The sequence below is a fragment of the Nonomuraea sp. NPDC004186 genome (assembly GCF_053603495.1).
The window spans coordinates 34022-60083 of record NZ_JBSGFQ010000084.1; the positions used below are offsets into that span (position 1 = coordinate 34022).

At 70.3% G+C, this 26062-nt stretch carries 22 protein-coding genes; 14 read left to right on the forward strand and 8 right to left on the reverse strand.

From position 1 onward, the window contains the following. Window positions 1-122: 122 nt before the first annotated feature. Both ACWEPL_RS46010 and ACWEPL_RS46015 read left to right on the forward strand, forming a co-directional pair. Window positions 123-1265, forward strand: a complete 1143-nt coding sequence (locus tag ACWEPL_RS46010; RefSeq protein ID WP_363969979.1) for a sensor histidine kinase — start codon at window positions 123-125, stop codon at window positions 1263-1265. Then, the gene (locus tag ACWEPL_RS46015) at window positions 1262-1867 is read left to right on the forward strand and encodes a response regulator transcription factor (RefSeq protein WP_318786876.1); all 606 of its coding nucleotides are present in this window, start codon (window positions 1262-1264) and stop codon (window positions 1865-1867) included. Before ACWEPL_RS46010 ends, ACWEPL_RS46015 begins: the two co-directional genes overlap by 4 nt. A 9-nt stretch (window positions 1868-1876) precedes the next feature. Here the strand turns inward: ACWEPL_RS46015 and ACWEPL_RS46020 are convergent, their stop codons facing one another. Continuing rightward, window positions 1877-3154: an aminotransferase class V-fold PLP-dependent enzyme gene (locus tag ACWEPL_RS46020; RefSeq protein WP_452439947.1), complete on the reverse strand. Its 1278-nt coding sequence runs from the start codon at window positions 3152-3154 to the stop codon at window positions 1877-1879. Between the two features lie 63 nt (window positions 3155-3217). Continuing rightward, a complete protein-coding gene (locus ACWEPL_RS46025) occupies window positions 3218-4240 on the reverse strand; it encodes an EAL domain-containing protein (RefSeq protein WP_452439948.1) in 1023 nt (340 codons plus the stop codon). A gap of 127 nt (window positions 4241-4367) precedes the next feature. Here ACWEPL_RS46025 and ACWEPL_RS46030 point away from each other — a divergent pair, with 127 nt between their 5' ends. The 10 genes from ACWEPL_RS46030 to ACWEPL_RS46075 all read left to right on the forward strand — a co-directional run bounded on the left by ACWEPL_RS46030 (window position 4368) and on the right by ACWEPL_RS46075 (window position 16961). Then, a complete protein-coding gene (locus tag ACWEPL_RS46030) occupies window positions 4368-5024 on the forward strand; it encodes an acVLRF1 family peptidyl-tRNA hydrolase (protein ID WP_452439949.1) in 657 nt (218 codons plus the stop codon). A gap of 293 nt (window positions 5025-5317) precedes the next feature. Then, window positions 5318-6337: a LacI family DNA-binding transcriptional regulator gene (locus ACWEPL_RS46035; RefSeq protein ID WP_452439950.1), complete on the forward strand. Its 1020-nt coding sequence runs from the start codon at window positions 5318-5320 to the stop codon at window positions 6335-6337. 108 nt (window positions 6338-6445) lie between these two features. After that, a complete protein-coding gene (locus ACWEPL_RS46040) occupies window positions 6446-7102 on the forward strand; it encodes a DUF1961 family protein (protein ID WP_452439951.1) in 657 nt (218 codons plus the stop codon). A 123-nt stretch (window positions 7103-7225) separates the two neighbouring features. Beyond that, window positions 7226-7855, forward strand: coding sequence for a YesL family protein (locus ACWEPL_RS46045; protein WP_397371748.1), 630 nt, complete (start codon window positions 7226-7228; stop codon window positions 7853-7855). 32 nt (window positions 7856-7887) lie between these two features. Next, on the forward strand, window positions 7888-9411 hold the full coding sequence (locus tag ACWEPL_RS46050; RefSeq protein WP_452439952.1) for an extracellular solute-binding protein: 1524 nt from the start codon (window positions 7888-7890) through the stop codon (window positions 9409-9411). A 58-nt stretch (window positions 9412-9469) separates the two neighbouring features. Next, on the forward strand, window positions 9470-10444 hold the full coding sequence (locus ACWEPL_RS46055) for an ABC transporter permease (RefSeq protein ID WP_452439954.1): 975 nt from the start codon (window positions 9470-9472) through the stop codon (window positions 10442-10444). Between the two features lie 12 nt (window positions 10445-10456). Then, entirely contained in the window at window positions 10457-11356 is a 900-nt protein-coding gene (locus ACWEPL_RS46060) for a carbohydrate ABC transporter permease (RefSeq protein WP_452439955.1), read from the forward strand. Next, on the forward strand, window positions 11353-11973 hold the full coding sequence (locus ACWEPL_RS46065; protein ID WP_452439956.1) for a rhamnogalacturonan acetylesterase: 621 nt from the start codon (window positions 11353-11355) through the stop codon (window positions 11971-11973). Before ACWEPL_RS46060 ends, ACWEPL_RS46065 begins: the two co-directional genes overlap by 4 nt. After that, entirely contained in the window at window positions 11970-14552 is a 2583-nt protein-coding gene (locus ACWEPL_RS46070; RefSeq protein ID WP_452439957.1) for an exo-rhamnogalacturonan lyase family protein, read from the forward strand. Before ACWEPL_RS46065 ends, ACWEPL_RS46070 begins: the two co-directional genes overlap by 4 nt. 111 nt (window positions 14553-14663) lie before the next feature. Then, window positions 14664-16961, forward strand: a complete 2298-nt coding sequence (locus tag ACWEPL_RS46075; RefSeq protein ID WP_350735160.1) for an excinuclease ABC subunit UvrA — start codon at window positions 14664-14666, stop codon at window positions 16959-16961. Window positions 16962-16995: 34 nt separating this feature from the next. Here ACWEPL_RS46075 and ACWEPL_RS46080 read toward each other — a convergent pair whose 3' ends face one another. Continuing rightward, window positions 16996-17865 carry a hypothetical protein gene (locus ACWEPL_RS46080; protein ID WP_363969956.1) on the reverse strand — a complete coding sequence of 290 codons (870 nt, stop codon included), beginning with the start codon at window positions 17863-17865 and terminating at the stop codon, window positions 16996-16998. A gap of 33 nt (window positions 17866-17898) precedes the next feature. Then, window positions 17899-18792 (reverse strand): S66 peptidase family protein, encoded by an 894-nt coding sequence (locus ACWEPL_RS46085; RefSeq protein WP_363969954.1) that lies wholly within the window; start codon window positions 18790-18792, stop codon window positions 17899-17901. A gap of 58 nt (window positions 18793-18850) precedes the next feature. Between ACWEPL_RS46085 and ACWEPL_RS46090 the strand changes: the two genes are divergently transcribed. Then, window positions 18851-19735, forward strand: coding sequence for a sulfotransferase family protein (locus ACWEPL_RS46090; protein WP_452439958.1), 885 nt, complete (start codon window positions 18851-18853; stop codon window positions 19733-19735). Here ACWEPL_RS46090 and ACWEPL_RS46095 read toward each other — a convergent pair. From ACWEPL_RS46095 to ACWEPL_RS46110, 4 genes are all read right to left on the reverse strand, one after another. Then, complete coding sequence (locus ACWEPL_RS46095) at window positions 19707-21593, reverse strand: ABC transporter ATP-binding protein (protein ID WP_363969951.1); 1887 nt, start codon at window positions 21591-21593, stop codon at window positions 19707-19709. The two genes, ACWEPL_RS46090 and ACWEPL_RS46095, sit on opposite strands and share 29 nt — an antisense overlap. 288 nt (window positions 21594-21881) lie before the next feature. Further along, window positions 21882-22697: an enoyl-CoA hydratase/isomerase family protein gene (locus ACWEPL_RS46100; protein WP_363969949.1), complete on the reverse strand. Its 816-nt coding sequence runs from the start codon at window positions 22695-22697 to the stop codon at window positions 21882-21884. Window positions 22698-22848: 151 nt separating this feature from the next. Then, entirely contained in the window at window positions 22849-23064 is a 216-nt protein-coding gene (locus ACWEPL_RS46105) for a helix-turn-helix domain-containing protein (RefSeq protein ID WP_020547488.1), read from the reverse strand. 113 nt (window positions 23065-23177) lie between these two features. Next, the gene (locus tag ACWEPL_RS46110) at window positions 23178-24776 is read right to left on the reverse strand and encodes an ABC-F family ATP-binding cassette domain-containing protein (RefSeq protein ID WP_363969947.1); all 1599 of its coding nucleotides are present in this window, start codon (window positions 24774-24776) and stop codon (window positions 23178-23180) included. A 214-nt stretch (window positions 24777-24990) separates the two neighbouring features. Between ACWEPL_RS46110 and ACWEPL_RS46115 the strand changes: the two genes are divergently transcribed. Next, complete coding sequence (locus tag ACWEPL_RS46115) at window positions 24991-26040, forward strand: glycerophosphodiester phosphodiesterase family protein (RefSeq protein ID WP_452439959.1); 1050 nt, start codon at window positions 24991-24993, stop codon at window positions 26038-26040. Window positions 26041-26062: the final 22 nt, after the last annotated feature.

Here is a 26062-nt window from a genome sequence, read left to right on the forward strand (position 1 = left end):
CTCCGCCGGCCCGGCGGCGAGGATCTTGCGAATCGCGCGGGAGACGGCTTGGTCATCGCCGCCTCCCGCACTGTAGCGGGACACGGGGCGTCGCGCCGCGTCTCCTCGTCCAAGGAGTCTCCATGAGCTTCGCCGAGAGGATCACCTTCGGGGACGCGGATGGCAAGCCGTCACGCAAGCGGCGGCTGATCGGCATCTCCGTGGGCCTGGTCTACCTGGTCTTCCCCGTCAGCGACATCGTGGGTGGCACGTTCACGGGGGCCCGGGCGGTGTGGGCGGCGGTGCTGCTCGTCACGTTCGTCGCCTCCTTCCTCGCGACGGTGCTGGTCAACAAGGGCATGTTCGACCACAGCCGCCTGACCTATCCGCTGCTCCTGGTGACCAGCGTGCTCGGCGTGGTGGGCGCCACCTCCTTCGGCGGCCCCTGGCTGAGCCTGCCGGTCTACACCGTCGTGCTGTACGGGTTCACGCTGCCGCCCCTGTGGGCCGTCGTGGCCGTGGTGGCCCAGCTGGCCGTCGTCGTCGGCGCCGGCCTGATCAACCACGACGACGCCGACACGATCATCGTCCTGGGCCTGCAGGTGCTGACGCTCGGCGTGCTGTTCATCAGCGTGCGCAACACCAGGGCGCTGACCGTCAAGCTGCGCCTGGCCCAGGACGAGGTGGCCCGGCTGGCGGCCACGGAGGAGCGGCTGCGCATCGCCCGCGACCTGCACGACCTGCTCGGGCACAGCCTGTCGCTGATCGTGCTCAAGAGCGAGCTGGCCGGACGGCTGTCCGAGGACTCGCCGCAGGCGCACAGGGAGATCACCGACATCGAGACCGTCGCCAGGAAGGCCCTGACGGAGGTGCGGGAGGCCGTCACCGGCTACCGCCAGCGCAGCCTGCCCGAGGAGCTCGACAACGCCAGGACCGTGTTACGCGCGGCGGGCGTGGCGGCCGAGGTGCGGGTCTCGGGGACGCCGCTGCCCGAGCTGCTCGACGGGCTGTTCGGCTGGTCCGTACGCGAAGGCGTCACCAACGTCGTGCGCCACGCGCGGGCCACCCGGTGCGAGATCAGGGTGACGTTCGAGGCCGGACACGCCACCCTGGAGATCATGGACAACGGAACGGGCGGCGACGGGCCGTACGCGATGGGCAGCGGGCTGAGCGGGCTCAACGAGCGGGTGGCGGGTGCGGGCGGCACGGTGGAGGCGGGCCCCGCCAGGGGCGGCGGCCATCACCTGCGGGTGCTGGTGCCGGTCGGGAAGGAGGCCTGCGCGTGATCCGCGTGATGCTGGCGGAGGACCAGGGCATGGTACGCGGCGCGCTGGCATCCCTGCTGGGCCTGGAGCCCGACATCGAGGTGGCCGGCGAGGCCGCCGACGGGGAGGAGGCGGTCGCGGTCGCCGCCAAGGTCCGGCCCGACATCGCGCTGCTCGACATCGAGATGCCCGGCATGGACGGGCTCGCGGCCTGCGCGAGCATCACGCGGCAGGTGCCCGGGTGCCGGGTGATGATCCTGACCACGTTCGGGCGGCCCGGCTACCTGCGTACCGCCATGGAGGCCGGGGCCTCGGCGTTCCTGGTGAAGGACAGCCCGGCCAGGGAGCTGGCCGCGGCCATCCGGCGGGTGCACGCGGGGGAGCGGGTGATCGACCCCGGGCTCGCCGCGGCGGCCCTCAGCGCCGGGCCGAACCCGCTGTCGGCGCGGGAACGGGACGTGCTGGAGGCGGCGGTGGACGGCTCCACGATCGGCGACATCGCCGGCAAGCTGCACCTGTCGGAGGGGACCGTGCGCAACTACCTGTCCTCGGCCATCCAGAAGACGCACGCCCGCAACCGCATCGAGGCGGTGCAGCGCGCCAAGGCCCAGGGCTGGCTCTGACACCCGGGCTCAGCGGAGCCCGGCCACCGCCTTGACCGCCTGGTCCACCTGCTCGGGGGTGGTCACGATGCTGGTGCCGAAGCGCAGCAGCGGCGGGTCGTACGGCGTCACGCTCGCGATCACCTTGCTCGCGTGCAGCCGGTCGACGGCCTCCATCGGCGCCATCCCCTCGATCGAGCAGCACACGAGGCCCGCCGACAGCTCGGGCGCCCGCGGCGTGGCCAGCGTGACCTGCGGGATCGCGGCCAGGCCGTCCTTGAGCCCGGTGGCCAGCTCCTGCGTGCGCCGCCGCACCCGGTCCTTGCCGATCGCCGTCATGAACCCGAACGCCTGCGGCATCGCCCACCGGTGCTCGAACGCCTTGAAACCGCCCGGCGTGACCAGGTCCGCCGTGCTCGCCCCTGGGGAAGCGCCGCCCTGCCACGCCTGGAACGACGCTCCGCTGAAGCTGGCGATGATCGGGGAGACCGCGTCCCAGGCCCTGCCCCACACGATGCCGGTGCCGCGCGGCCCGAACAGCCACTTGTGCGTGCCGCTGGCCAGGAAGTCGCAGCCCAGGTCGCCGGGGCCGTCGGCCATCGCGCCGAACCCGTGCACGCCGTCCACGCACAGCAGCGCCCGGTCGTGCTCGTCGCGGCCCTTGTTCGCCTCGGCGAGCATGTCGGCGATGGCGCGGACGGGCACGCGCACGCCGGTGCTGGAATGCACCCAGGTGACCGCGACCACCCTGGTACGCGGGCCGAGCCCGGCCTTGATCGCCGCCACCATCCGGCCGGCGTCGGCGCGGGCGGGGTCGTCGTACAGCCTGACCTTGCGCACCTTCGCGCCCGTTCGCTCGGCCAGCAGCCGCAGCCCCTCGTGGGTGGCGAGGAAGTCGTGCTCGGTGGTCAGCACGTCCTGGCCGGGGCGCAGCCTGAGGCCGGAGTAGAGCAGGGCCAGGCCCATGGTGGTGCTGTCGGTCAGCGCGACCTCCTCCGCCCTGGCGCCCAGATAGCGGGCCGCGGCCTCGCGTACCGTCCGGTCGGGCGACTGCGCGCCGGGCGGCGTGTACTCGGGGTCGGCGTCCAGCGCGTCGCGGTGCTTGGCGATCGTCTCGCGGACCGGGGCCGGAGCCGGCGCCAGCACGAACGCCGCGAACTGCCCGTAGGCCGGGTCCAGCGCGAACTGGGCCCGCACGGACGCCCAGTCGCCGGGGTCGAACTTAGGCTTCACCGCAGGCGTACCGGTCGTGCACGCGCTCGTCAGCCCCGCCAGCATCCCCGCCCCGAGCAGGGTTCTCCTGTCCATCCGCATGGCTACTTCCTATCCCGGTCGCGCGCCCGCGCCCAGGACCCCCACGCGAGTCGTTCGTCAACTCCTGATCGCGGCGACCTGCCTGATGAGGTCGGAGACGCGGACGATGCCGAGGCAGCGGTTCATCTCGTCGGTGACCACCAGGTCGTCATAGACGCGGGCCGAGTCCCGGCCCGCCGCCTGCATGGCCGCGATCGCCGGGGTGGTCCGCGGCACCGTGCGGGGCGGGTCGGCCAGCCGCTGCGCCGGCTTCGAACCGTGCAGCGCGTGCCCGTACCGGGCCGCGAACGACAGCAGGAACCGGCTGCGGTCGAGGCTGCCCTTGGGCCGCTGGAACTCGTCCACCAGGATCACGCTGGTGATCGTCGGCTCGTGCCCGAATGCCTTGACCGCGTCCTCCGCCTTGGCCTCCGCGGGCAGCGTCACCGCCGGGATGAGCAGCTCCTGGACGCGCGGCCCGAGCATGACGGAGACCGGCTCGTCGGTGACGGGGAGCGGCACCCGTACCTTGCCGTCGGGGCCGGGGGCCAGCAGCGGGCCGTGCGCCAGCCGCACGCCGAGGCCGCGGGCCACCGCGACCTGCGGCTCGCGTTCGACCCCGGGGGCGAGCACGTGGGCGCCGATGCCGCGGGCCAGCGTCACCACCGACCGCGCCACCGCGGTCGCGCGATGGTCCCCCGGGATGCGGGTGACCATCTCGGGGTCGAGGGCCAGCAGGTACGGGCTCGTGTCGGCGACCAGGTCCAGGGCCGCGCCGCTCGTGCCGACGTCGGCGAAGCCGAGCAGGTAGCCGATCGTGCGCAGGCCGTCGAGCCCGACCTTGAGCAGCGGCCGGTCCTGTTCCTGGCACGGTCCAGTGAGCAGCAGGATCGCCTCGCGGGGATGCCTGCCGGCTCTTCGGAGCGACTCGTGCAGAGGCGCCAGGGCACCCGCGCCTGCCAGGACGACCCTGACGGGCAGCTCCAGCACCATGGGCAGGGGGGCCGCCCTGAGCGTGCCCGCGGAGTCGACGACGGCCGGGTGGGCGATTACTGCCCCGGTGTCGAGATCCACCATGGGGCTGGTGAGCAGGGAGGACACGTTCAGATGGTGGTGCAGTCGCGGGCGGGGCTGAAGGCCCAACCCGCAGAATTTACCGACATTTCGTTTTCCCTCCGGGGAGCGGCGGCTTGGCCGTGGGGAATGCCGTTCGGTTAGCCTTCGGGGCATGAGCGCGCGTCCGGCGAGGGGTGGCGGCCGGTGGGTCACGGTGCCGCCGGAGCGCCTGCATCCGTGGATCGACGGGTTCGCGGGGCGTCACGGGCCCTTCACGGCGAGCGGCGACGAACGGGTCGTGCGGCTGCTCGCCGACGACGGGGCCCTGGCCGAGCTGCACGTGCCGTTCCCGCCCATGGCGCCGCCGGGGCCGCCGCACGTCACCCGGTTCGTCGCGCACGCCCAGGCCGCGCGGCAGGTGGGGGTGTTCCTGGTGCGGCTCGGGGGCTATGCGGCGGGGGTCTTCTCCGGGGCGTCGCTGGTGGCCTCCAAGGTGGGGTCGCGGCTGGTGCAGGGGCGTACGGCGGCGGGCGGGTGGTCGCAGCAGCGCTTCGCCCGGCGGCGGCGCAACCAGGCGGCGCAGGCGTACGACGACGCGGTGGAGACGGCGGTGCGGGTGCTGACGCCGTACCTGGGGGAGCTGGACGGGGTGGTGCTGGGCGGCGACCGCCGGGCCATGGACGCCCTGCGCGCCGACCGGCGGCTCGCGCCCCTGCTGGCTCTGGAGACCGAGCCGTTCCTGGTGGTGCCCGATCCTCGGCTGGCGGTGCTCCGGGACACCCCGGCGTCCTTCCGCGCCACCCGCATCCGCATCGTCGATCCGTCCTGACCTCATCCCTTCACGCGGCCCCGTGACCGGTTTGAGAGTTTGAGACGATTCAAAAGAATCTTGAATGCCGCTATGATGCGAGAGTTCGCGGAGGACCGTCATCGGCGGTCCATCCGTTGTCCCTGCGCCCACGGCGTACCGCGTCCAGCGGATCGCCGCAGGTAGCGGTAGGGCGCATCCACGGTGGACCGCTTCAAAGCGGCCCGCCGCAGCACCTTCGGTGGGCCGCGTCCAGTGGACCACCGCCAAGTAGTGGATTATGCATTTCAAGCAGCACGGCCTCGTGAGGATCGATGGCGACCAGGAACATCAAGGAGGTCGCGCAGCTGGCGCGCGTCTCGGTGGGCACGGTGAGCAATGTGCTCAACCGCCCGGAGATCGTGTCCCCCGCCACACGCGAACGCGTCTTCGAAGCGATCAAGAAACTGGGCTTCGTCCGCAATGAGGTGGCTCGCCACCTGCGGGTGGGCCGTAGCCGCACGGTCGGCCTCGTCGTGCTCGACGTCTCCAACCCGTTCTTCGTGGACGTGGCCCAGGGCGCCGAGTCGGTGGCCGACGACCACGACTCGATGGTGGTGCTCTGCAACAGCGCCGGCGACCCCGGCCGCGAGCGCCGCCACCTCGACCAGCTCGAACAGCAGCGCGTCATGGGCATACTGATCACCCCGGTGGAGATGGAGAGCCCCTGGCTGGAGGAGCTGGCCGCCCGCGGCACGCCCGTGGTGCTGGTCGACAGCCCCGCGACCGGCCTGCAGTGCTCGGTGGCGGTCGACGACCGGCTCGGCGGCCAGATCGCCGGCGCCCACCTGATCGAGCGGGGGCACCGGCGGATCATGTTCGTCGGCGGGCCGACGTCCATAAGACAGGTGGCCGACCGGCACGCGGGCATCAGCAGCGCCGTCGCCGCGGCCGACGGCGCGGTCGAGCTGCTGACCTCCACCGCTCCCACGCTGACCGTCGCGGAGGGCCGGGCCGTCGGGGAGCGCGTCGCGGCGCTGCCCGCCGAGGAGCGGCCGACGGCGGCGTTCTGCGCGAACGACATGATGGCGCTGGGCTTCTTACAGGCGATGGCCACGCACGGACTGCGCGTGCCCGAGGATCTGGCCATCATCGGGTACGACGACATCGACTTCGCCGCGGCCGCCGCGGTGCCCCTCTCCTCGATCCGGCAGCCCCGTGAGCTGCTCGGACGTACGGCGATCGACTTGCTGCTCGAAGAGGTCGCCGACCCGGAGCAGCATCGGCACCGGCAGGTCATCTTCCAGCCCGACCTGGTGATCCGGGAGTCGAGCGCGTTCGATCGGCGCTCCTGACCCCGGCGCGTCCATGAACCGTTTCATCGCCGGCGGCCGCGTGCCCGCCGGCTCCGTTCGGCGTGCGCACGTTCCCGGCGAGCCGAGCGACCCCTTGAAGGAGCCCCCTTGACCGAGCTCTACCGCAACCCCCTGGCCACCCCCGATGACCTGGCAGGATTCCGCCTGGAGGGGGACGGCGCCACCTCCTTCCCCCAGGGACGCCTGCGCCTGGAGAGCCTCAGACCGCCCTCGGACGGCCAGGCGGCCAACCTGGTGCTCTGGTGTCCCGAGGAGTTCCCCGCCGACGTGCGGATCGAATGGGACTTCTGGCCCGTCCGCGAACCCGGCCTGGCCATCATGTTCTTCCATGCCAGCGGCAGGAACGGCGAGGACCTGTTCGACCCGGGCCTGGCCACCCGCACCGGCCCGTACGACCAGTACCACCATGGCGACATCGACGCCTACCACCTCTCCTATTTCCGCCGGATGTGGGCCTCCGAACGCGCCCTGCACACCTGCAACCTGCGCAAGAGCCACGGGTTCCACCTGGTCGCGCAGGGTCCCGACCCGCTGCCGGCGGTGCTGGACGCCGAGGGCCCGTACGCGATGCGCCTCGAGGTCAGGGCCGGGACGGTCACGTTCTCGGTCAACGATTTGGTCTCGTTCCGCTGGGCGGACGACGGCTCGATCGGCGGTCCCGCCCTGGCCGGAGGCAAGGTCGGGTTCCGGCAGATGGCCCCGCTGATCGGAGAGTACGCAAATCTCCGGGTATCTCGTCATTGACTTTGAGTCGATTCAACACTAATTTCGCACCAACCGCCGTTCACTGGCTTGTAACGGGGCAGGAATCGCGGTGCAACAACCCCACCCCCGAATCCGTGCACATGCCACGAGAGGTGGTGCCGGATGAACCATCCCGCCATGTCTATCAGGCTTCAAGCTGCCTGCTCAGAGCTCATCTGGGCGGTCCAGCTCAACCTGATGTGGATCGTCTTCACGCTCGCTGGAGGCGTGATCGGCGGGCTCGGGCCCGCCACTGTCGCCGCGTACACGCTGGCTCGGCGGCGGACTCGTAATGAATCGTTTCATGGCTGGGTCGAATTCTGGACCGTCTACCGACGGGAGTTCGTCCGGGCCTCGCTGCTGGTCCTGCCCGTGGCGGCGCTGGCCACCGTCCTGGTCGGCAACTATCTCTACCTCTCCGCTCTCGGGCCCAGCATGGGAGCGTTGCGGATCGCGACCTTCGTGGCGCTCATCGCACTCGCCGGTGTGGGGGCGTACGTGGGACCGCTGTACGCGCACTACGATCTGCCGCTACGGGCCTACTGGCCCAAGGCGGCGCAGCTAGCGCTCCTGCGCCCGGCCTCGTCCGTGCTGTTGCTGCTAGCGCTATCAGCCATCGCCTACGCGACCTCGGCGGCGCCCATCCTCGCGCCGGTGATCAGCTTCGGCGCGTGGATCTATCTCAACACGTGGCTCTGCCAGCGCTTCTTCGCGGAGAACGAGGCGCATCTGCATTCGAAAGGGAACTCATGAGCGCATCCCGTCGTCGCCGGCTTCTGGCCGGTGTGTTAACGCTCACGGCTGCACTCACCGCCTCGGCCTGCTCGGGCGGCGGTGACGCGCCTCAGACCGACCCCAACACGATCACCGTGATGGCCAAGCTGTTCGGCACCGCACCCGACCCGAACGGCGAGATGCAACAGGCGGTCGAGAAGTTCCTCGGCAAGAAGCTCAAAGTCAACTGGGTTCCCAACGCCGAGTACACCGACAAGCTCAACGTCACGTTCGCCTCGGGCAACCTTCCGCAGGTCATGGTCGTCGACCCGCACCTCCCGGGCTTCGTCAAGGCGGCGGAGGCAGGTGCGTTCTGGGACCTGACCAGCAAACTGGACAAGTACCCGAACCTCAAGCCGGCGGACCCGCGCACCGCGCTGAACTCCTCCATCAACGGCAAGATCTACGGCCTCTACCGAATGCGGCCGTCGCTGCGCTCGGCGATGATCATTCGCAAGGACTGGCTGGACAAGCTGGGCCTGAAGCTGCCCGAGACGGTCGACGACCTCTACAACGTCGCCAAGGCGTTCGCCGAGAAGGACCCTGACGGCAACGGCAAGAAGGACACCTACGGCCTGATCATCCCGAAGTGGCCGGGCAACTACGCCAGCGCCAGCCCCTACGACGTGCTGGAGACCTGGTTCGGCGCCCCGAACGGCTGGGGTGAGCGCAACGGCAAGCTCGTTCCGGGGTTCGACACCCCCGAGTTCCTCGAGGCCAACAAGTTCCTCAAGAAGATGGTCAGCGAGGGCCTGGTCAACCCGGACTTCGCCACCCTGGACTCGGCCAAGTGGAACGAGCCGTTCCACCAGAACAAGGGCGGCATGATCATCGATGTGAACATCCGCTCCAGGCAGGTCCTCGACCTGTTCAAGGAGGACGACCCGGAGAAGTACGGCGACAAGGTCGCCATGGTCGGCAACCTCAAGCGCTCGGACGGCCAGAAGTTCTCCTACCCGTTCACCGGCTACGCCGACGTCCTGGCCATCTCCAAGCAGAGCGTGCGGACCGAGCAGGACCTCGACAACGTGCTGAAGACCCTGGACAAGCTGGCCACGAAGGAGGGCCAGGTCCTGCTGCAGAACGGCATCGAGGGCCGCAACTTCAAGGTCGAGGGTGACACCGCCTCGCTGATCAACGAGACCGACCCCAAGGTCCAGATCGTCCAGAAGGACGTGGACAACGCGTTCATCCAGCTCAGCACCAAGGGCACGAACGACATCGGCGGCATCGCCTACGCGCGTACGCCGTCCGGTGAGCCGTACAAGGTGATGCTCAAGCTCCAGAAGGAGCTGATGGACGAGGACCTCAAGACGGCCGTCTTCAACCCGGCGCTGCCGGTGGTTTCGCCCACCGCCGTCTCCCGGGGCGCGCAGATCGACACGATCATCCCGGACGCCCGGATCAAGTTCCTGTCGGGTGAGTTCACCGAGGAGCAGCTCAAGGGCGAGATCAAGCGTTGGTACGACAGCGGCGGCACGCAGGTCGCCACCGAGGTCAACGACCTGGTCTCGAAGCTCGGCAAGACGAACTGACCCCGCCGTGAGGGACCCGGGACGCGCACCCGGGTCCCTTACATGAAAGGAGGCCGCTGTGGCCACCGACCTGGCGCCGCCTCCCACGAAGGCGGCGAGCAAATCCGGGCACCGACGCCAGGGGGCGGGGCTGCGCGCCGTGTTCGGGCGCTACCGCTGGCTCTACCTGATGCTCCTTCCGGGCGTCATCTACTTCGCGCTCTTCAAGTACCTGCCGATGTACGGCGTCACGATCGCCTTCCAGGACTTCCTGCCGTTCCTCGGCTATTCGGGCAGCCCCTGGGTCGGCTTCAAGCACTTCGAGGAACTGCTCTCCGGTCCCGACTTCGGCCGGCTGCTGTTCAACACGCTGTTCCTGGCGCTGCTGCACATGCTCATCGTCTTCCCGGCGCCGATCGTCGTCGCGCTGCTGCTGAACGAGCTGCGGATCAACATCCTCAAGCGCTCGGTCCAGTCGCTGGTCTACATCCCGCACTTCCTGTCCTGGACGATCGTCGCGGCGCTGACATACGTGCTGTTCGCGGCGGACTTCGGCGTTCTCTCCGGGTGGATCCGCGACCTCCTCGGCGACACCTCGAAGATCGACTACATGGCGCAGGAGGACTGGTTCCGGCCGCTGATCATCCTGCAGCAGCTGTGGAAGCTGACCGGCTGGGGCACGATCATCTACCTGGCCGCGCTGGCCGGCGTGGACCCGCAGCTGTACGAGGCGGCGCGCATGGACGGCGCGGGACGCTTCAAGCAGCTCTGGCACGTCACGCTGCCCGCCATCCGCCCCACGGTCGTCGTCATGGCCATCCTGGCCTCCGGCAACCTGCTCGACTCGGGCTTCGAGCAGATCTGGCTGATGACCACCTCGCTGAACCGCTCAGTGGCCGACGTGTTCGACACCTACGTCTACTACTCCGGCATCACCCAGGGCGCGATCAGCTACTCCACCGCCGTCGGCCTGTTCAAGGGCGTGGCCGGCGTCATCCTGATCTTCGGCTCCAACTGGCTGGCCAAGCGCCTCGGCCAGCGGGGACTGTTCTAAGGAGCCCTTGACATGAACAGCAAGAAGCACAAGAAGCTGAACACCGAATACAGCACCGTCGGCAGCAAGGTGTTCGACGCGATCAACGTCGCCATCCTCGTCGGCCTGGCGCTGATCACGGTTCTGCCGCTGCTGTACGTCCTGGCCGGGTCGTTCGCCGGCGAGTCGGAGATCTCCTCGCGCCCGTTCTTCCTGTGGCCGGAGAAGTTCGTCACGGAGTCGTACGAGTACATCTTCGCCACCGACGCGTTCATCCGCGCCCTGCTGACGACCGTGATCGTGACGGCGGTGGGCACGGTGGTGCAGGTGCTGCTGACCTTCACCATGGCCTACCCCCTGGCCAAGCGCTACCTGCCGGGCCGCGCGCTGGTGCTAAACCTGATCATCTTCACACTGGTCTTCTCCGGCGGCATGATCCCCACCTATCTGGTGGTGCGCGACCTGGGGCTGCTGGACAGCTACTGGGCGCTGATCCTGCCACTGGCGATCAACCCGTTCTACCTGATCATCGTGAAGAGCTTCTTCCAGGAGCTGCCGCAGGCCCTGGAGGAGGCGGCGCGCATCGACGGCTGCAACGAGATGGGCGTCTTCTTCAAGATCGTCCTGCCGCTGTCCAAGCCGATCATCGCGACGTTCTCGCTCTTCTACGCGGTCGGCATCTGGAACGACTACATGTCGCCGCTGCTCTACATCACCGACCCGAGCAAGTGGACGCTGCAGATCCTGGTGCGCCAGCTCGTCAGCACCGACGCGGCAAACGCCCTGTCGCAGATGGATCGGACCTGGGTGCCGCCCGAGCAGGGACTGAAGTTCGCGGTCGTGGTGATCGCGACCCTCCCGATCCTGTTCTTCTACCCGTTCCTGCAGAAGCACTTCACCAAGGGCGTCCTGATCGGGGGCGTCAAGGAGTGAGTCGCGCCATCCTCCTGGCCGGTGACTCGACGGTCGCCTCGTGCCCGGCCTGGGAGGCGCCCATGTCCGGGTGGGGGGCGCAGCTCGGCGCGTACGCGGGTGAGCCCGTGCGCAACTTCGCCAAGGGCGGCGCCACCACGGCCAGTCACCGGGCCGAAGGGCTGTGGGCGGCGCTGCTGCGCGAGGTCGTGCCCGGAGACGTGGTCGTGATCCAGTTCGGGCACAACGACCAGAAGGATCCCGCGATCCCGTACCAGGACAACCTGCGCGCCTTCGTCGAGGAGGCGCGCGGGGCGGGGGCGTCGGCGGTGCTGTGCACGCCGGTGCAGCGGCGCCGGTTCGGCGGGGACCGGCTGGTGCCCACGCACGGCGACCACCCCGACCTGGTGCGGGCGCTGGCCGCCGCCGAGGACGTGCCGCTGATCGACCTGACCGCCGCCACCACCGAGCTGTACGAACGGCTCGGCCCCGACGGCTCCAGGAGCCTGTTCACGCACTTCAAGCCGGGGGAGCACCCGCTCTACCCCGACGGGGTGGCTGACGACACCCACTTCAGCTTCCGCGGCGCCGACGAGGTGGCCGCGATCGTCGCCGAACGACTGAAGGAGATCCGATGACGGCACTTCGCTGGCTGGACCGACCGGGGGAGCAGGGGGTGACCTGGGGGGTTCCGTGGCCGCGCGGCGCGGTCGAGCGGGATGCGCCGTTCGCGCTGGCCGACCCGGAGGGCCGCGAGGTGCCCGTGCAGAGCTGGGTGACCGCCACCTGGCCCGACGGCTCGGTCAAGTGGTCGGCCCACGCGATCGGCGCGCGGCCCGCGGAGCTGTCGTACCGGATCGAGGCCGGACGCGAGCCCGCCACGGCCGCCACTCCCGTCACCGTGGCCCGCCGGGACGGCGTGCTGACCGTGAGCACCGGCGTGGTCACCTGGACGATCGAGGAGTCCGGCGGCACGCTGGCCCGCTCGATCTCGCGCGGGAGCCGCGAGATCGCCAGGGACGTGCGCCTGGTCAGCCTTCGCCAGAGCGAGCCCACGCCGGACGACGGCGGTGCGGTGGCCCGTACGCGGGCCACGGGGCAGGTCGAGACGGTCACGGTCGAGCAGGACGGGCCCGTGCGCGCGGTCGTCCGGCTGGAGGGCCGGCACGGCGACTGGCTGCCGTTCACCGTGCGCCTGTACTTCCACGCGGGCGCCGAGCAGGTGCGGATCATGCACACGTTCGTCTGGGACGGCGACCCCGAGCGCGACTTCCTGGCCGGGCTCGGGCTGAGCGCCGACGTGGTCATGCGGGACGAGCCGCACGACCGGCACGTGCGCCTGGCCGGCAGCGGCGGCTTCCTCACCGAGGCCGTGCGCGGGCTGACCGGCCTGCGCCGCGACCCCGGCGAGTCCGTACGGCGGGCGCAGGTCGAGGGCCGGCCGGTCGGCGAGATCGCCCCCGAGGTCGCCAACCGGTTGCACCTCATCCCCACCTGGAACGACTACACCCTCGACCAGGGCTCCGCCGACGGCTTCACGCTGCGCAAGCGCACCGCCGAGGGCCACTCCTGGGTGACGATCCCCTCCGGCACCCGCTCGGCCGGCTACGGCTACGTCGGCGGCGCCGGCGGCGGCCTCGGCTTCGGGCTGCGCGACTTCTGGCGCCTGCACCCCACCCGCCTCGACGTCAGGAACGCGGCCACCGACCTGGCCACCGTGACCGCCTGGCTGTGGTCGCCGTCCGCGCCCGCCATGGACCTGCGCTTCTACCACGATGGCATGGGCCAGGACACCTTCGCCGAGCAGCTCGAGGGCCTGGAGGTCACCTACGAGGACTACGAGCCCGGCTTCGGCGACGCCCACGGCGTGGCGCGCACGCACGAGCTGACCCTGCGCGCCTACGAGGCCACGCCGTCCGCGCAGGACCTGTCCCGGCACGCGACCGCGATGAACCAGCCGGGGCTGCTGGCCGTGTCCCCCGAGCGGATGCGCGAGGCGGGCGTCTTCGGCGTCTGGGAGCTGCCCGACCGCTCGACGCCGGCCCACGCCGAGATCGAGGACCGGCTGGACTTCCTGTTCGACCTGTACGTGCGCGAGCGCGAGCAGCGCAGGTGGTACGGGTTCTGGGACTACGGCGACGTCATGCACACCTACGACCCGGACCGCCACACCTGGCGCTACGACGTGGGCGGCTACGCCTGGGACAACTCCGAGCTCTCGCCCGACCTGTGGCTGTGGCTGCAGTACCTGCGCACGGGCCGGCCGGACGTCTTCCGCTTCGCCGAGTCGATGACCCGCCACACCGGCGAGGTCGACGTCTATCACGCGGGCCGCTGGAAGGGCCTGGGCAGCAGGCACAACGTGCAGCACTGGGGGTGCAGTTGCAAGCAGCTGCGCATCTCCAACGCCGCCTACCGCCGCTTCTACTTCTACCTGACCGCCGACGAGCGCACGGGCGACCTGATGGACGAGCTGAGCGTCCCCGAGGAGACGTTCACCGTCATCGACCCCCAGCGCAAGGTGCGCGAGGACGTCTACACGCCGGACCCGTCGGCGCTGTCGGTCGGCCTCGGCACCGACTGGGGATCGCTCGCGGCCGCGTGGCTGACCCGGTGGGAGCGCTATGGCGACGAGCGGGCCAGAGACCGGTTGCTGGGCACGATGGCCGACATCGGCGCGCTGCCGAACGGCTTCCTGACCGGCGAGGCCCGGCTGGACCTGGCGACCGGGCGGTTCGACACCTCCCGGGACAAGATCTCCGTCTCGCACCTGTCGTCGCTGTTCGGGCTGCCGGAGATGTGCGCCGAGCTGATCGGGCTGGACCTGGACGTGCCCGGGTTCGAGCAGGCGTGGCTGCAGTACTGCCGCCTCTACCTGGCGCCGCCCGAGCAGCAGGAGGCGGAGGTGGGGGAGCGGCTGAGCGGGATCTCGCTGATCCAGGCGCACAGCAGGCTCACCGCGTACGCGGCCGCCCGCACGGGCGACGCCGGCCTGGCCGCCTGGGCGTGGCGCAAGTTCGCCCTGGACGAGGGGGACCAGCTCAACAGCAACCCGATGCAGCGGGAGAAGGACTGGCGCCTGAACCTGGTGGACGGGCCGCACGTGCTGTCCCCGGTGCACGAGGCGGCCTTCGTCAGCACCAACGGCGCCGCCCAGTACGGACTGGCCGCCATCCACAACCTCGCCCTGATCGGAGCGCAGCTGAAGGGATCATAACCGTACCGTATGACGTACGGTACGCTGTACGGAACCCGGAAATGTCGGGGCGGCGCTGTACGCTGTCCCGGCTTTCCCCTATGGCAACAAATCCCAAGATGGAAGGGTTCCGTGGTTTCCAGCCAGGCCAGCGCCGTTCACCGCGATCACACCGCCGCCGACAGCCACGACCTCATCCAGGTCCGCGGCGCGCGGGAGAACAACCTCAAGGGCGTCTCCCTCGACCTCCCCAAGCGCCGCCTCACCGTCTTCACCGGGGTGTCCGGCTCCGGAAAGTCGTCGCTCGTCTTCGACACGATCGCCGCGGAGTCGCGCCGGCTGATCGACGAGACGTACACGTCGTTCATCCAGTCGTTCATGCCGAGCCTGGCCCGCCCCGACGTGGACGCGCTGCACAACCTGAGCGCGGCCATCATCGTGGACCAGGAGCGCATGGGCGCCAACGCCCGCTCCACCGTGGGCACGGCCACCGACGCCCACACGATGCTGCGGATCATGTTCAGCCGCATCGGCGAGCCCCACGTCGGCGGGGCCGGCGCCTTCAGCTTCAACCTGGCCGAGGGCATGTGCCCCGAGTGCGAAGGGCTGGGCAAGGCGTCCACCATCGACGTCGACGCCCTGGTCGACCGCGAGCTGTCGCTCAACGACGGGGCGATCAAGGTCCCGGGATACCCGGTGGACAGCTGGCAGTGGCAGGTCATCGCGGGGTCCGGGCTGTTCGACCCGGCCGTCAAGCTGAAGGACTTCACGCCCGAGCAGTGGGAGGACTTCCTGCACAAGCCCCCCACCAAGCTCAAGTACGGCACCAACAACTTCACCTACGAGGGCCTGGCCGGCAAGGTCAGGCGGACCCTGCTGGGCAAGGACCGGGAGTCGATGCAGCCCTCGGCGCGGGCGTTCGCCGACCGGGCGCTCAAGCTCACCCTCTGCCCGTCCTGCGGCGGCTCCCGGCTGAACGAGGCCGCCCGGTCCGCCCGGATCGCCGGCCGCAACATCGCCGAGTGCGCGGCCATGCAGATCAACGACCTGGCCGACTTTGTCCGCGGCATCGGTAACCCCGCCGTGGGCCCGGTGCTGGACGGGCTGCGTTCGACACTCGAGTCCCTCGTCGAGATCGGCCTGGGCTACCTGAGCCTCGACCGCGAGTCGTCCACGCTGTCCGGCGGCGAGGCGCAGCGGGTCAAGATGGTGCGCCACCTCAACTCCAGCCTGACCGACGTCACGTACGTCTTCGACGAGCCCACGGCCGGGCTGCACCCGCACGACATCCAGCGCATGAACAACCTGCTGCTCCAGCTGCGCGACAAGGGCAACACGGTGCTCGTCGTCGAGCACAAGCCGGAGACGATCGCCATCGCCGACCACGTGGTGGACCTCGGCCCCGGCGCGGGCACGGCGGGCGGGAGCCTGTGCTATGACGGCGACCTCGACGGGCTGCGCGCCTCCGGCACGCTGACCGGCCGCTACCTCGACCACCGGGTACGCCTGCGCGACGACGTCCGCAAGCCGGCCGGCCACCTGTCGATCACGGGCGCCACGCTGCACAACCTCAAGGACGTGAGCGTGGAGGTCCCGCTCGGCGTGCTGACCGTGGTCACCGGCGTGGCCGGGTCGGGCAAGAGCTCCCTCATCCACGGCTACATCGCCGGGCGCGAGGGCGTGGTGGTGGCCGACCAGTCGCCGATCCGCGGCTCGCGCCGGAGCAACCCGGCCACCTACACCGGTCTGCTCGACCCGATCCGCGCCGCGTTCGCCAAGGCCAACGGCGTCAAGCCCGGCCTGTTCAGCGCCAACTCCGAGGGCGCCTGCCCGGCCTGCAAGGGCATCGGCCTGATCTACACCGACCTGGCCATGATGGCCGGCGTGGCGTCGGTGTGCGAGGAGTGCGAGGGGCGGCGGTTCACGCCGGAGGTGCTGACGTACACGCTGCGCGGCAAGAACATCGGCGAGGTGCTCGACATGCCGGTGGCCGAGGCCCGCGACTTCCTGACCGAGCGGCAGGCCCGCACGATCCTCGACCGCCTGGTGGCCGTCGGGCTCGGCTACGTGGGCCTGGGCCAGCCGCTCACCACGCTGTCGGGCGGCGAGCGGCAGCGGCTCAAGCTGGCCATCAACATGGCCAAGAGCGGCACCACGTACGTGCTGGACGAGCCCACCACGGGCCTGCACCTGGCCGACGTGGACCAGCTCCTGGCCCTGCTCGACCGCCTGGTGGAGGACGGCAACACGGTCATCGTGATCGAGCACCACCAGGCCGTCATGGCGCACGCCGACTGGATCATCGACATCGGCCCCGGGGCCGGTCACGACGGCGGCCAGGTCGTCTTCTCCGGCACCCCCGGCGAGCTGGTCGCCGACGGCACCTCGCTCACCGCGATCCACCTGCGCGACTACGTGAGCAGGACCTGACCGTTCCGCGCTCCTGGAGCCCGCCCCAGGCCGTTCAGACGGCCAGGCGGGCCAGGACGCGGGCGAACTCCGGCGGCGGCGCCACCACGAGCCTGGTCTGCCCGTCCTGGGTGACGATGTCGGCCCGGATGAGCGTCAGCCGCTCCTCGTGCCACCAGTAGACCTGCGAGCTCAGCCCGTCCGTGCGCGCCGCGTGCACCCGCAGCCGCTCGATGGCGCGTACCACGCCGATCCCGTCCACCGGGTGCACGAGCAGCGTGTACGGATCGGGCAGCACCACGAGCACCCCGTCGGAGGGCACGGGGAGGTAGTCGCCCAGCCACCGCAGGTGCGTGGCGGCCGCCGGGGTCATGGCGGTCAGCCGCGTCACCGGCGTGCCGGACAGCAGGATCGTCTCCACCTCCAGCCGCTCCTCGCGGCGGACGTTGGAGACGGCCAGGTCGATCGCCTTCGCGGCGGCCACGGGCCAGCACCCGGCCTGCTCGGGCCGCACCGGCCGGGAGCCCGCGAAGAGCAGCTCCACCAGGTCGGCGTTGAGGTGGCGGCCCACCACGCGGGTCAGGTCGGGCACCGCGTCCACAGCGTCCACGCGGGTGCGCAGCAGCGGGCGGGCCTGTTTTAGGTCGCACACGTCCAGCCGCTCGCCCGCGGTGGCCACGGCGTGCGCGAGGTGCTCGGAGACCAGCATGGGCCAGTCCTCCCTGGCCCGGCGGCCCGCCTCGCGGCGCAGTCCGGTGAGCCTGACGACCAGCTCCATGTCGCCTCTGAGCGTCACGGAGCCGCCGTCCTTGGCGAACTCGAAGGAGTATCCGAGGGATTCCGCGACGAGCGAGAGCAGCGAGTCCAGGTCGACATCCTCGACCGGCCGGCGCGAGGGCCGGCGGTCACGCTTGAACAAGCTCACGCGCCGTGTCCCTTTCTGTCGGATTCGTCCCTCCTACCTTGCCTGCCCCTCATCACTGACGATGCCCGCTAGCGAGCACGATTCGGTATCGATAACCCCAAGTCTCCCCAGCCACACACTCATCTGGGGTGACCCGTGCCCCACCGGAAGCCCTGCCAGGACGGGCACTCCGAGCCTCCCGAGCCGGTCCTCGAGCACCGCGTACGGGTCACCGCAGTCGACCCACGAGCCGAGCGCGATCCCGCGCACCCCGTCGAACGCCCCCGCCTGCAGGAGCTGGGTGAGCATGCGGTCGATCCGGTACGGCTCCTCCCCGATGTCCTCCAGGAACGCGATCCTGCCCGCGAACGACGGCTGCCACCGGGTCCCGCACATCGAGGCCAGCAACGACAGGTTGCCCCCGGCCAGCACGCCCTCGGCCCGCCCCGGCACCAGCACCCGCTCGCCCCGGACGCTCTGGGGCGCCCCGAACAGCGCCGCCCGCAGGCTGTCCCACGTGCGCGGCTCGGGCCCCTCCTCGGCGGCCAGCACGTCGCAGGCCGCCATCGGCCCGTGCAGCGTGGGCACGCCCAGCTCGATGGCGAACGCGTTGTGCAGCGCCGTGATGTCGCTCGACCCCAGCAGGACCTTGGGGCCGGCGGCCCGCATGGCGTCCCAGTCGAGCAGGTCGAGGAGCCGGGCGGCGCCGTACCCGCCGCGGCAGCAGAACACCGCGGAGACGGCCGGGTCGCACCAGGCGGACTGCAGGTCGGCGGCCCGGGCGGCGTCGTCGCCCGCCAGGTAGTCGAGCGGCTGACGGTCGAGCGCGTGCGCGCCCACCACCACCTTCAGCCCGAGGCCCTCCAGTCGCTCCACGCCACGCCTCAGCAGCACCGCGCTGGGCGGCCCCGACGGTGAGACGACGGCGACGGTGTCACCGGGTCGCATGGATCAACTCCTCGTTTGGCTCGTACACGTGGCAAACGGTGTCACACTTACCTCTCGTATGCGACTTCCGCCCCACATCCTCGTGGTCAACGGCATCAAGGTCCGCCGGCCGGTCTTCCTGATCGGAGCGCCGCATTCCGGTACGGACCTGCTGGCCCGCGCCCTGAAACGATCCCCCGGCTTCCATGTGACCATGGGCCGCGCGAGTGTGGCGCACGTGGTGTACGCCTTCGCCCGCAAGCCGTCCATCGGCCAGACCTCCGGCGCCGTGCGCGTCATGCGCGACGCGCTCGCAGAGTCGTGGCAGGTGCTGCCCCGGTCGTGCGGCCAGTGCGCCGTGTCGTGCCGCGAGGCGGGCGGTGTCACAGGGACCGGTCCCTGTGTCTCGGCCGGCGACATCACCAGGTTCGGCGACGGCAGCCCCGACCTGCTCTACAGCGCCCCGGTACTGCTCCAGGCGTTCCCCGACGCGCGGTTCGTGCAGCTCATCCGCGACGGCAGGGACGTGGTCGCCGGCATGCTCGACGACCCCGCGTGCCTGGCCTGGTTCAAGCCGGCCATGCTGACGGAGCAGACCGAGTTCCCCAACCCGTTCCTGGGCGTCAACAAGGACGAGCACCTCGAGCGCTGGAAGGGCATGCCGGCGGCGGGCAAGAGCGCCCTGCGCTGGCGCAGCGCCGTGCGCATGAGCGCCGAGCTGCGCAGGACGCTGCCCGAGGAGCAGCTCCTGACGCTGCGCTACGAGGAGCTGGTGCACAAGCCGGCGCCGTCGGTCGCCACGCTCGCGGAGTTCCTGGAGACGCGGGTGTCCAAGGTCGTCCTGTACGACACCGGCGTCCCCAGGGTCGGCGCCTGGCGCGCCAAGCTCCGGGGGCCCGATCTGGAGCTGGTGGAGAAGGTGGCCAGGGAGGAGCTCAACCGGCTGGGCTACCTGAAGAGGTGAACTGGGTGCGGTAGAGCTCGGCGTAGAGCCCGCCGCGCTCCAGCAGCTCCTCGTGGCGGCCCCGCTCGGCGATGCGGCCCTCGTGGATCACCAGGATCTCGTCGGCCTCCCTGATCGTCGAGAGCCGGTGCGCGATCACCAGCGAGGTGCGGCCCTCCAGCGCGGTCTTCAGCGCCACCTGCACGGCCGCCTCGGACTCCGAGTCGAGGTGGGCGGTGGCCTCGTCGAGCACGACCACGCGCGGCGCCTTGAGCAGCAGCCGGGCCAGCGCGAGGCGCTGCTTCTCGCCGCCCGACAGCCGGTAGCCGCGGTCGCCCACGACGGTGTCGAGCCGCTCGGGCAGGCCCTCCACGAGGTCGCCGATCTGCGCGGCCCTGAGAGCCTCCCAGATCTCCTCGTCGCTCGCCTCCGGCCTGGCATAGCGGAGGTTGGCCCCGATCGTGTCATGGAAGAGATGAGCGTCCTGCATGACCACTCCGACGGTGTCGCGCAGGGAGTCGAGGGTGGCTTCGCGCACGTCGAGCCCGTTGATGCGGACCGCGCCCTCGTTGACGTCGTACAGGCGGGACACCAGTGACGTGATGGTCGTCTTGCCCGCGCCCGAGTGGCCGACCAGGGCGACCAGCCGGCCCGGCGCGGCCGTGAACGAGATGCCCTTGAGCACGGGGTACGACGGGCCGCTGTCCTGCCTGGCGACCGACTCCAGCGAGGCCAGCGAGACCTCCTCGGCGGCCGGGTAGCGGAAGCGCACGTCGTCGAACTCGATCGTGACCGGCCCGCCGGGGATCGGCACGGCGCCGGGCCGCTCGGCCACCATGGGCTTGAGGTCGAGGATCTCGAAGACGCGGTCGAAGCTCACGAGCGCGGTCATCACGTCGACGTGCACGTTCGACAGGGACGTGAGGGGGCCGTACAGGCGCATCAGCAGGGCCGTCAGGGCCACCAGCGTGCCCAGCTCGAAGACGCCGGACACGGACAGGACGCCGCCGATGCCGTACACCAGGGCGGTGGCCAGCGCGGCGACGAGCCCGAGCGCGACCCGGAAGACGGTGCCGTACATGCCGACCGTCACGCCCACGTCGCGCACCCGGGCCGCCCTGCGGCCGAACACCTCCGCGTCGTCCTCCGGGCGGCCGTAGAGCTTGGCCACCATGGCGCCCGCCACGTTGAACCGCTCGGTCGTCACGGAGCTCATCTCGGCGTCGAGCTGCATCTGCTCGCGCGTCAGCGCCGACATGCGCCGCCCGACGAACTTGGCGGGCACGATGAAGATCGGCAGCAGCACCAGCGCGACCAGCGTCACCTGCCACGACAGCGCCAGCATCGCGCCCAGCACCAGGACCAGGCTGACCACGTTGGAGACCACCGACGACAGGGTGCTCGTCAGCGCCCGCTGCGCGCCGATCACGTCGGTGTTGAGCCTGCTGACCAGCGCGCCGGTCTGGGCCCGCATGAAGAACGCCACCGGCATGCGCTGCACGTGGTCGAACACCTCGGTGCGCAGGTCGTAGATCAGCCCTTCGCCGATGCGCGCCGAGAACCACCGCTGCACCAGCGTCAGCCCGGCGTCCACCAGCGCCAGCGCGCCGATCGTCACCGCCAGCCCGACCACGACGCCCGGCCGCCTGGCCAGGATGCCGTCGTCGATGATCGCCTTCATCAGCAGCGGGTTGGCGATCACGATGACCGCGCCCGCCACGACGAGCAGCAGGAACGCGGCAATGTGCGTCCTGTACGGCTTGGCGTAGCGCGCGATGCGCCGCACGGTGCCGGGCCGCAGCCGCTGCTTGGTCACCGAGCCGTCGCGCCGCAGGGACGCCATAACGTTGGGGCCGAAACCCCCTCCCATCATCGCCATCCGGGGGATCCCTCCTTCTCCACGGGAGAGAGCACCGCCGGCGCGCCCGGCGATTCCCCCGTCCGCTCAGCGCGAAAACCCACCGGCGCCGCCGCCCCTCCCAACCTACCGCCCACCCGCGTGACCAGGGCGCTCGCCGCCGTCGCCACGTCCGTCCTTCGGGGAGCATGAGGACGCGAGGCGGCCCTGGGTTCGCCTCGGACGCCCGGATGGGGCAGCGGTGGCGGGCGGCCGTCCGGGGCGAGCCCGCGAGGGCCCCGCGCCCCCGAAGGGCGGCCGTCCGATGGGTCAGGCGAAGAGGGCCTTGATGCGGGCCGCCTGTTCGACCCGCTCGGCCGCACACTGCTCCTCCAGGGAGCGGCCCTGCGCCCCCTGGAGGAGTCGCTTCGTCGCGATCGCCGCGTCCCGGTTGACGGCCAGCAGCTCCGCGACCTTGTCTCGTACGGCTTGATCCAGGTCGCCCCGAGCGACCACTTGCTCCGCGAGGCCGATGCGCATGGCCTCGTCCGCGTGCACGGTCCTGGCGGTCAGGCAGATGTCGATCGCCTTGGCCAGGCCCACCAGCTCGACCAGGGGCTTGGTCCCCGTCAGGTCGGGCACCAGGCCCAGTGCGGGCTCTTTCATGCAGAAGGAAACATCATCGGCCACGATCCGCAGGTCACAGGAGAGCGCGAGTTGGAACCCCGCACCGATCGCGTACCCCTGCACTGCGGCGATGGAAACGATCTCCGGGCGGCGCAGCCACAGGAACCCCGCCTGTGCCTGGCTGATGCGCTGCTCGAAGGTTGCGTCGTCGCTCTTGGCCGCCGAGCTGAACGAGCCCTGTCCGGGCACCCCCTCAGGTGTGAACATCCGCAGGTCGATCCCTGCCGAGAAGGACGGTCCCTCACCTTTCACGACGACTACGCGCACCTGCTCGGGCAGGCTCTCGCCGATCCGAGCCAGCGCCGACCATGTCGCGAACGTCTGCGCGTTCCGCTTTTCCGGCCGGTCCAGCGTGATCGTCGCTATCTCACCGTCCACCTCGAGACGAACTCCGTGCTCCGCCGTGACGGAGACCTCGTCCGCATTCCCCCCGCGCTGTCGCGCCTGTGCTGCCGCCATCGCCCGCTCCCTCCAGTCCTGGTCGCGCAAGGAGTGCGCGCCCAGTGTGCTGACCGTCGCGCCCGAGCCTACAGAACATGGTTCTGGCCCGGGCGCGACGGTATGGCTGACTAGGGACGGGCGGCTGCGGTCGCACGTTCCGAGGCGGCCGTCAGCGCTTGGACTTGCCTCGGGTCGCCCCGCCGCGCCCGCGCAGAGTCACGCCGGACTCGCTCAGGATGCGGTGGATGAACCCGTAAGACCGACCGGTCGAAGCGGCCAGGGCGCGAATGCTCTCGCCCGCGGCGTAGCGCTTCTTGAGATCGCCGGCCAGTTTTTCCCGGTCGGCCCCGGTGACCCGGGTGCCCTTCTTCAGTGTCTCGGCCACGAGTACCTCCTGTAGTGCCGGACTTCCGCAGCGTTACTCCGCCATGATCAGTCATTTCAGCGGGATCGGCTACCTACTCCACGGGAAAAGATCCGTACCCACTCAAATTAAGATCAGGCAAGTGCCACAAGATCGGAAAATTCGTCGCTCCATGCGTCTTCAGTTCCGTCCGGTAGCAAGATCACCCTATCCGGTGACAGGGCGTCAACGGCACCCTCGTCATGTGTGACTAGGACGATTGCTCCTGAATAGGACCTCAGAGCATTGAGAACCTGCTCGCGGCTGACCGGGTCGAGGTTGTTCGTGGGCTCGTCGAGAAGGAGGACATTGGCGCTCGACAGCACGAGGATCGCCAGCGCCAGCCGGGTCTTCTCGCCGCCGGACAGCACCCCGGCGGGCTTGTCGACGTCGTCGCCCGTGAAGAGGAACGAGCCGAGCACCTTGCGCAGCTCGGTGTCGGTGAACTGGCCCCCGGCCGACTGCATGTTCTCCAGCAGGGTGCGGCCGGGGTCGAGGGTCTCGTGCTCCTGGGCGTAGTAGCCGACCTTGAGGCCGTGGCCGGGCCGGATCTCGCCCGTGTCGGGAGTCTCGATGTTGCCGAGAATCCGCAGCAGCGTGGTCTTGCCGGCGCCGTTCAGACCGAGGATGACGACCCTGTGACCTCGGTCGATGGCCACGCTGACGTCGGTGAAGACCTCCAGCGAGCCGTACGACTTGGACAGCCCCTCGGCCGTGAGCGGGGTGCGCCCGCACGGCTGCGGCTCGGGGAAGCGCAACCGCGCCACTTTGTCGCTTTGGCGCTCTTCCTCGGTGCCCGACAGCAACCGGTGCGCACGCCGCATCATGTCCTGCGCGGCCTTGGCCTTGGTGGCCTTGGCGCGCATCTTGTCGGCCTGCGCGAGCAGCGCACCTGCTTGTTTCTCGGCGTTGGCGCGCTCGCGCTTCCTGCGCTTCTCGTCGGTCTCGCGCTGGGCGAGGTAGGCCTTCCAGCCGACGTTGTAGTGATCGATCACCGAGCGGTTGGCGTCCAGGTGCAGGACCTTGTTGACCGTCGCTTCAAGAAGACCGACGTCGTGGCTGATGATCACCAAGCCGCCTTGATGCGAACGCAAAAAATCACGAAGCCACCCGATTGAGTCGGCATCTAGGTGGTTTGTCGGCTCGTCGAGAAGGAGAGTTTCCGCCCCGCTGAAAAGAATTCGCGCCAATTCCACGCGCCTGCGCTGACCGCCGGAAAGCGTTTGCAACGGCTGTGACAGCACGCGATCGGGCAGCCCGAGGCTGGAGGCGATGGACGCGGCCTCGGACTCGGCCGCGTAGCCGCCCAGCACGTGCATCTGGTCCTCGAGCCGGCCGTACTTCCTGACGGCCTTCTCGCGGGTGCGGTCGTCGGCGGAGGACATGCCGAGCTCGGCCTCGCGCAGCTTGCGCATGACCTCGTCGAGGCCGCGCGCCGACAGGATGCGGTCGCGGGCGAGCACCTCCAGGTCGCCGGTGCGCGGGTCCTGGGGGAGGTAGCCGACGCTGCCGCTGGTGGTGACGGTGCCGGTGGCGGGCAGGCCCTCGCCCGCCAGCACCTTGGTGAGGGTCGTCTTGCCCGCGCCGTTGCGCCCGACGAGCCCGATCTTGTCGCCCGGGTTGACCCGGAACGACGCTTTTTCGATAAGCAGCCGCGCGCCCGCGCGCAGCTCTATGTCACTGGCGATGATCATGTTGGCGGAACACTCCCGAGCTAGGAAACGGAGGATTGAGGCGTGCGACGCCAGATCAATCGGGAGTATGCATACGGATCAGTGTAGGCTGTTCGGACCCACGCGTCGGCAGCTTGGCTCCCCGCCGTGGGCAGGGCGCCTGATCGCGAAGGCTTCGTCCCGCGCTCATCTCGCGTACGCCCGGCCGTCCCCGTCATGCCAGATCTTGTCGCGTGTGAACAAGAAGAGATGGCTCGCGGTCCTCGCGACGGCGGCGGTGACCCTGACGGCCACGCCCGAGGCGGCGCTCGCCGACGGGCGGCGCGCGTTCGACCTCCAGGCGCACCGGGGCGGGCTCGGGCTCGTGGTGGAGAGCACCCTGCCCGGGTTCGCGAACGCGCTGGAGCTCGGCGTCGGCACGCTGGAGCTCGACGTGCAGATCACCGAGGACGGCCAGGCCGTCGTCACGCATGACAGGCGGATCAGCAACAGGAAGTGCCGCGACACGGCGCCCGCCGTGCCCGGGGACCCCGAGTTCCCGTACGTCGGCAAGTACATCAACACGCTCACCCTCCAGCAGGTCAGGACCATGGACTGCGGGTCGCAGACGCTGGCGGAGTTCCCGGGGCAGCGGGCGGTGCCCGGGGCGCCGATGACGATGCTGCGCGAGGTGTTCGACCTCGTGCGCCGGTACCGGGCGTGGGGCGTGAAGCTCAACGTCGAGACCAAGGTGGAGGCCGGGGCGCCGAGCGAGACGGCGCCCAGGGAGCAGTTCGTCCAGGTGACGCTGCAGGAGATCCGGCAGGCCGGGATGCTGCGGCAGGTCACGATCCAGAGCTTCGACTGGGGCGCCCTGATGCGGATGCGGGAGCTGGAGCCGCGGCTGCCGCTCGTCGCGCTCACCAACCGCGACTTCCTGCAGACCGGACAGCCGGGCGCCTCGCCCTGGCTGGGCGGCATCGACATCGACGACTTCGGCGGCGACCCGCTCAAGGCGGTCAAGTCGTTCGGGGCGGACGCGTTCTCGCCGGTGCACGGGTTCCCGCAGAACGGCAAGGTGACCGACCCCGGCTACCAGGCGTACGTCACCAAGGACATGGTCGACCAGGCGCACGCCCTCGGTCTCAAGGTGATCCCGTGGACGATCGACGACGGGCCGACGCTGAACAAGCTCATCGACGACGGCGTGGACGGCATCATCACCGACTACCCCGACCGGCTGCGGCAGATCATGGCCGAGCGCGGGTTCAAGCTGCCCAAGCGCTACCGGCTCCACCGGCAGTAGCGGGGCCCGCCCGGGCCCCGGC

Bases quoted from the DNA above. Each gene is read 5' to 3' on its own strand.
- ACWEPL_RS46010 (WP_363969979.1), top strand. From the start codon at position 123: ATGAGCTTCGCCGAGAGGATCACCTTCGGGGACGCGGATGGCAAGCCG.
- ACWEPL_RS46020 (WP_452439947.1), bottom strand. From the start codon at position 3,154: ATGGACAGGAGAACCCTGCTCGGGGCGGGGATGCTGGCGGGGCTGACG.
- ACWEPL_RS46030 (WP_452439949.1), top strand. From the start codon at position 4,368: ATGAGCGCGCGTCCGGCGAGGGGTGGCGGCCGGTGGGTCACGGTGCCG.
- ACWEPL_RS46035 (WP_452439950.1), top strand. From the start codon at position 5,318: ATGGCGACCAGGAACATCAAGGAGGTCGCGCAGCTGGCGCGCGTCTCG.
- ACWEPL_RS46045 (WP_397371748.1), top strand. From the start codon at position 7,226: ATGAACCATCCCGCCATGTCTATCAGGCTTCAAGCTGCCTGCTCAGAG.
- ACWEPL_RS46060 (WP_452439955.1), top strand. From the start codon at position 10,457: ATGAACAGCAAGAAGCACAAGAAGCTGAACACCGAATACAGCACCGTC.
- ACWEPL_RS46070 (WP_452439957.1), top strand. From the start codon at position 11,970: ATGACGGCACTTCGCTGGCTGGACCGACCGGGGGAGCAGGGGGTGACC.
- ACWEPL_RS46085 (WP_363969954.1), bottom strand. From the start codon at position 18,792: ATGCGACCCGGTGACACCGTCGCCGTCGTCTCACCGTCGGGGCCGCCC.
- ACWEPL_RS46090 (WP_452439958.1), top strand. From the start codon at position 18,851: ATGCGACTTCCGCCCCACATCCTCGTGGTCAACGGCATCAAGGTCCGC.
- ACWEPL_RS46095 (WP_363969951.1), bottom strand. From the start codon at position 21,593: ATGGCGATGATGGGAGGGGGTTTCGGCCCCAACGTTATGGCGTCCCTG.
- ACWEPL_RS46100 (WP_363969949.1), bottom strand. From the start codon at position 22,697: ATGGCGGCAGCACAGGCGCGACAGCGCGGGGGGAATGCGGACGAGGTC.
- ACWEPL_RS46110 (WP_363969947.1), bottom strand. From the start codon at position 24,776: ATGATCATCGCCAGTGACATAGAGCTGCGCGCGGGCGCGCGGCTGCTT.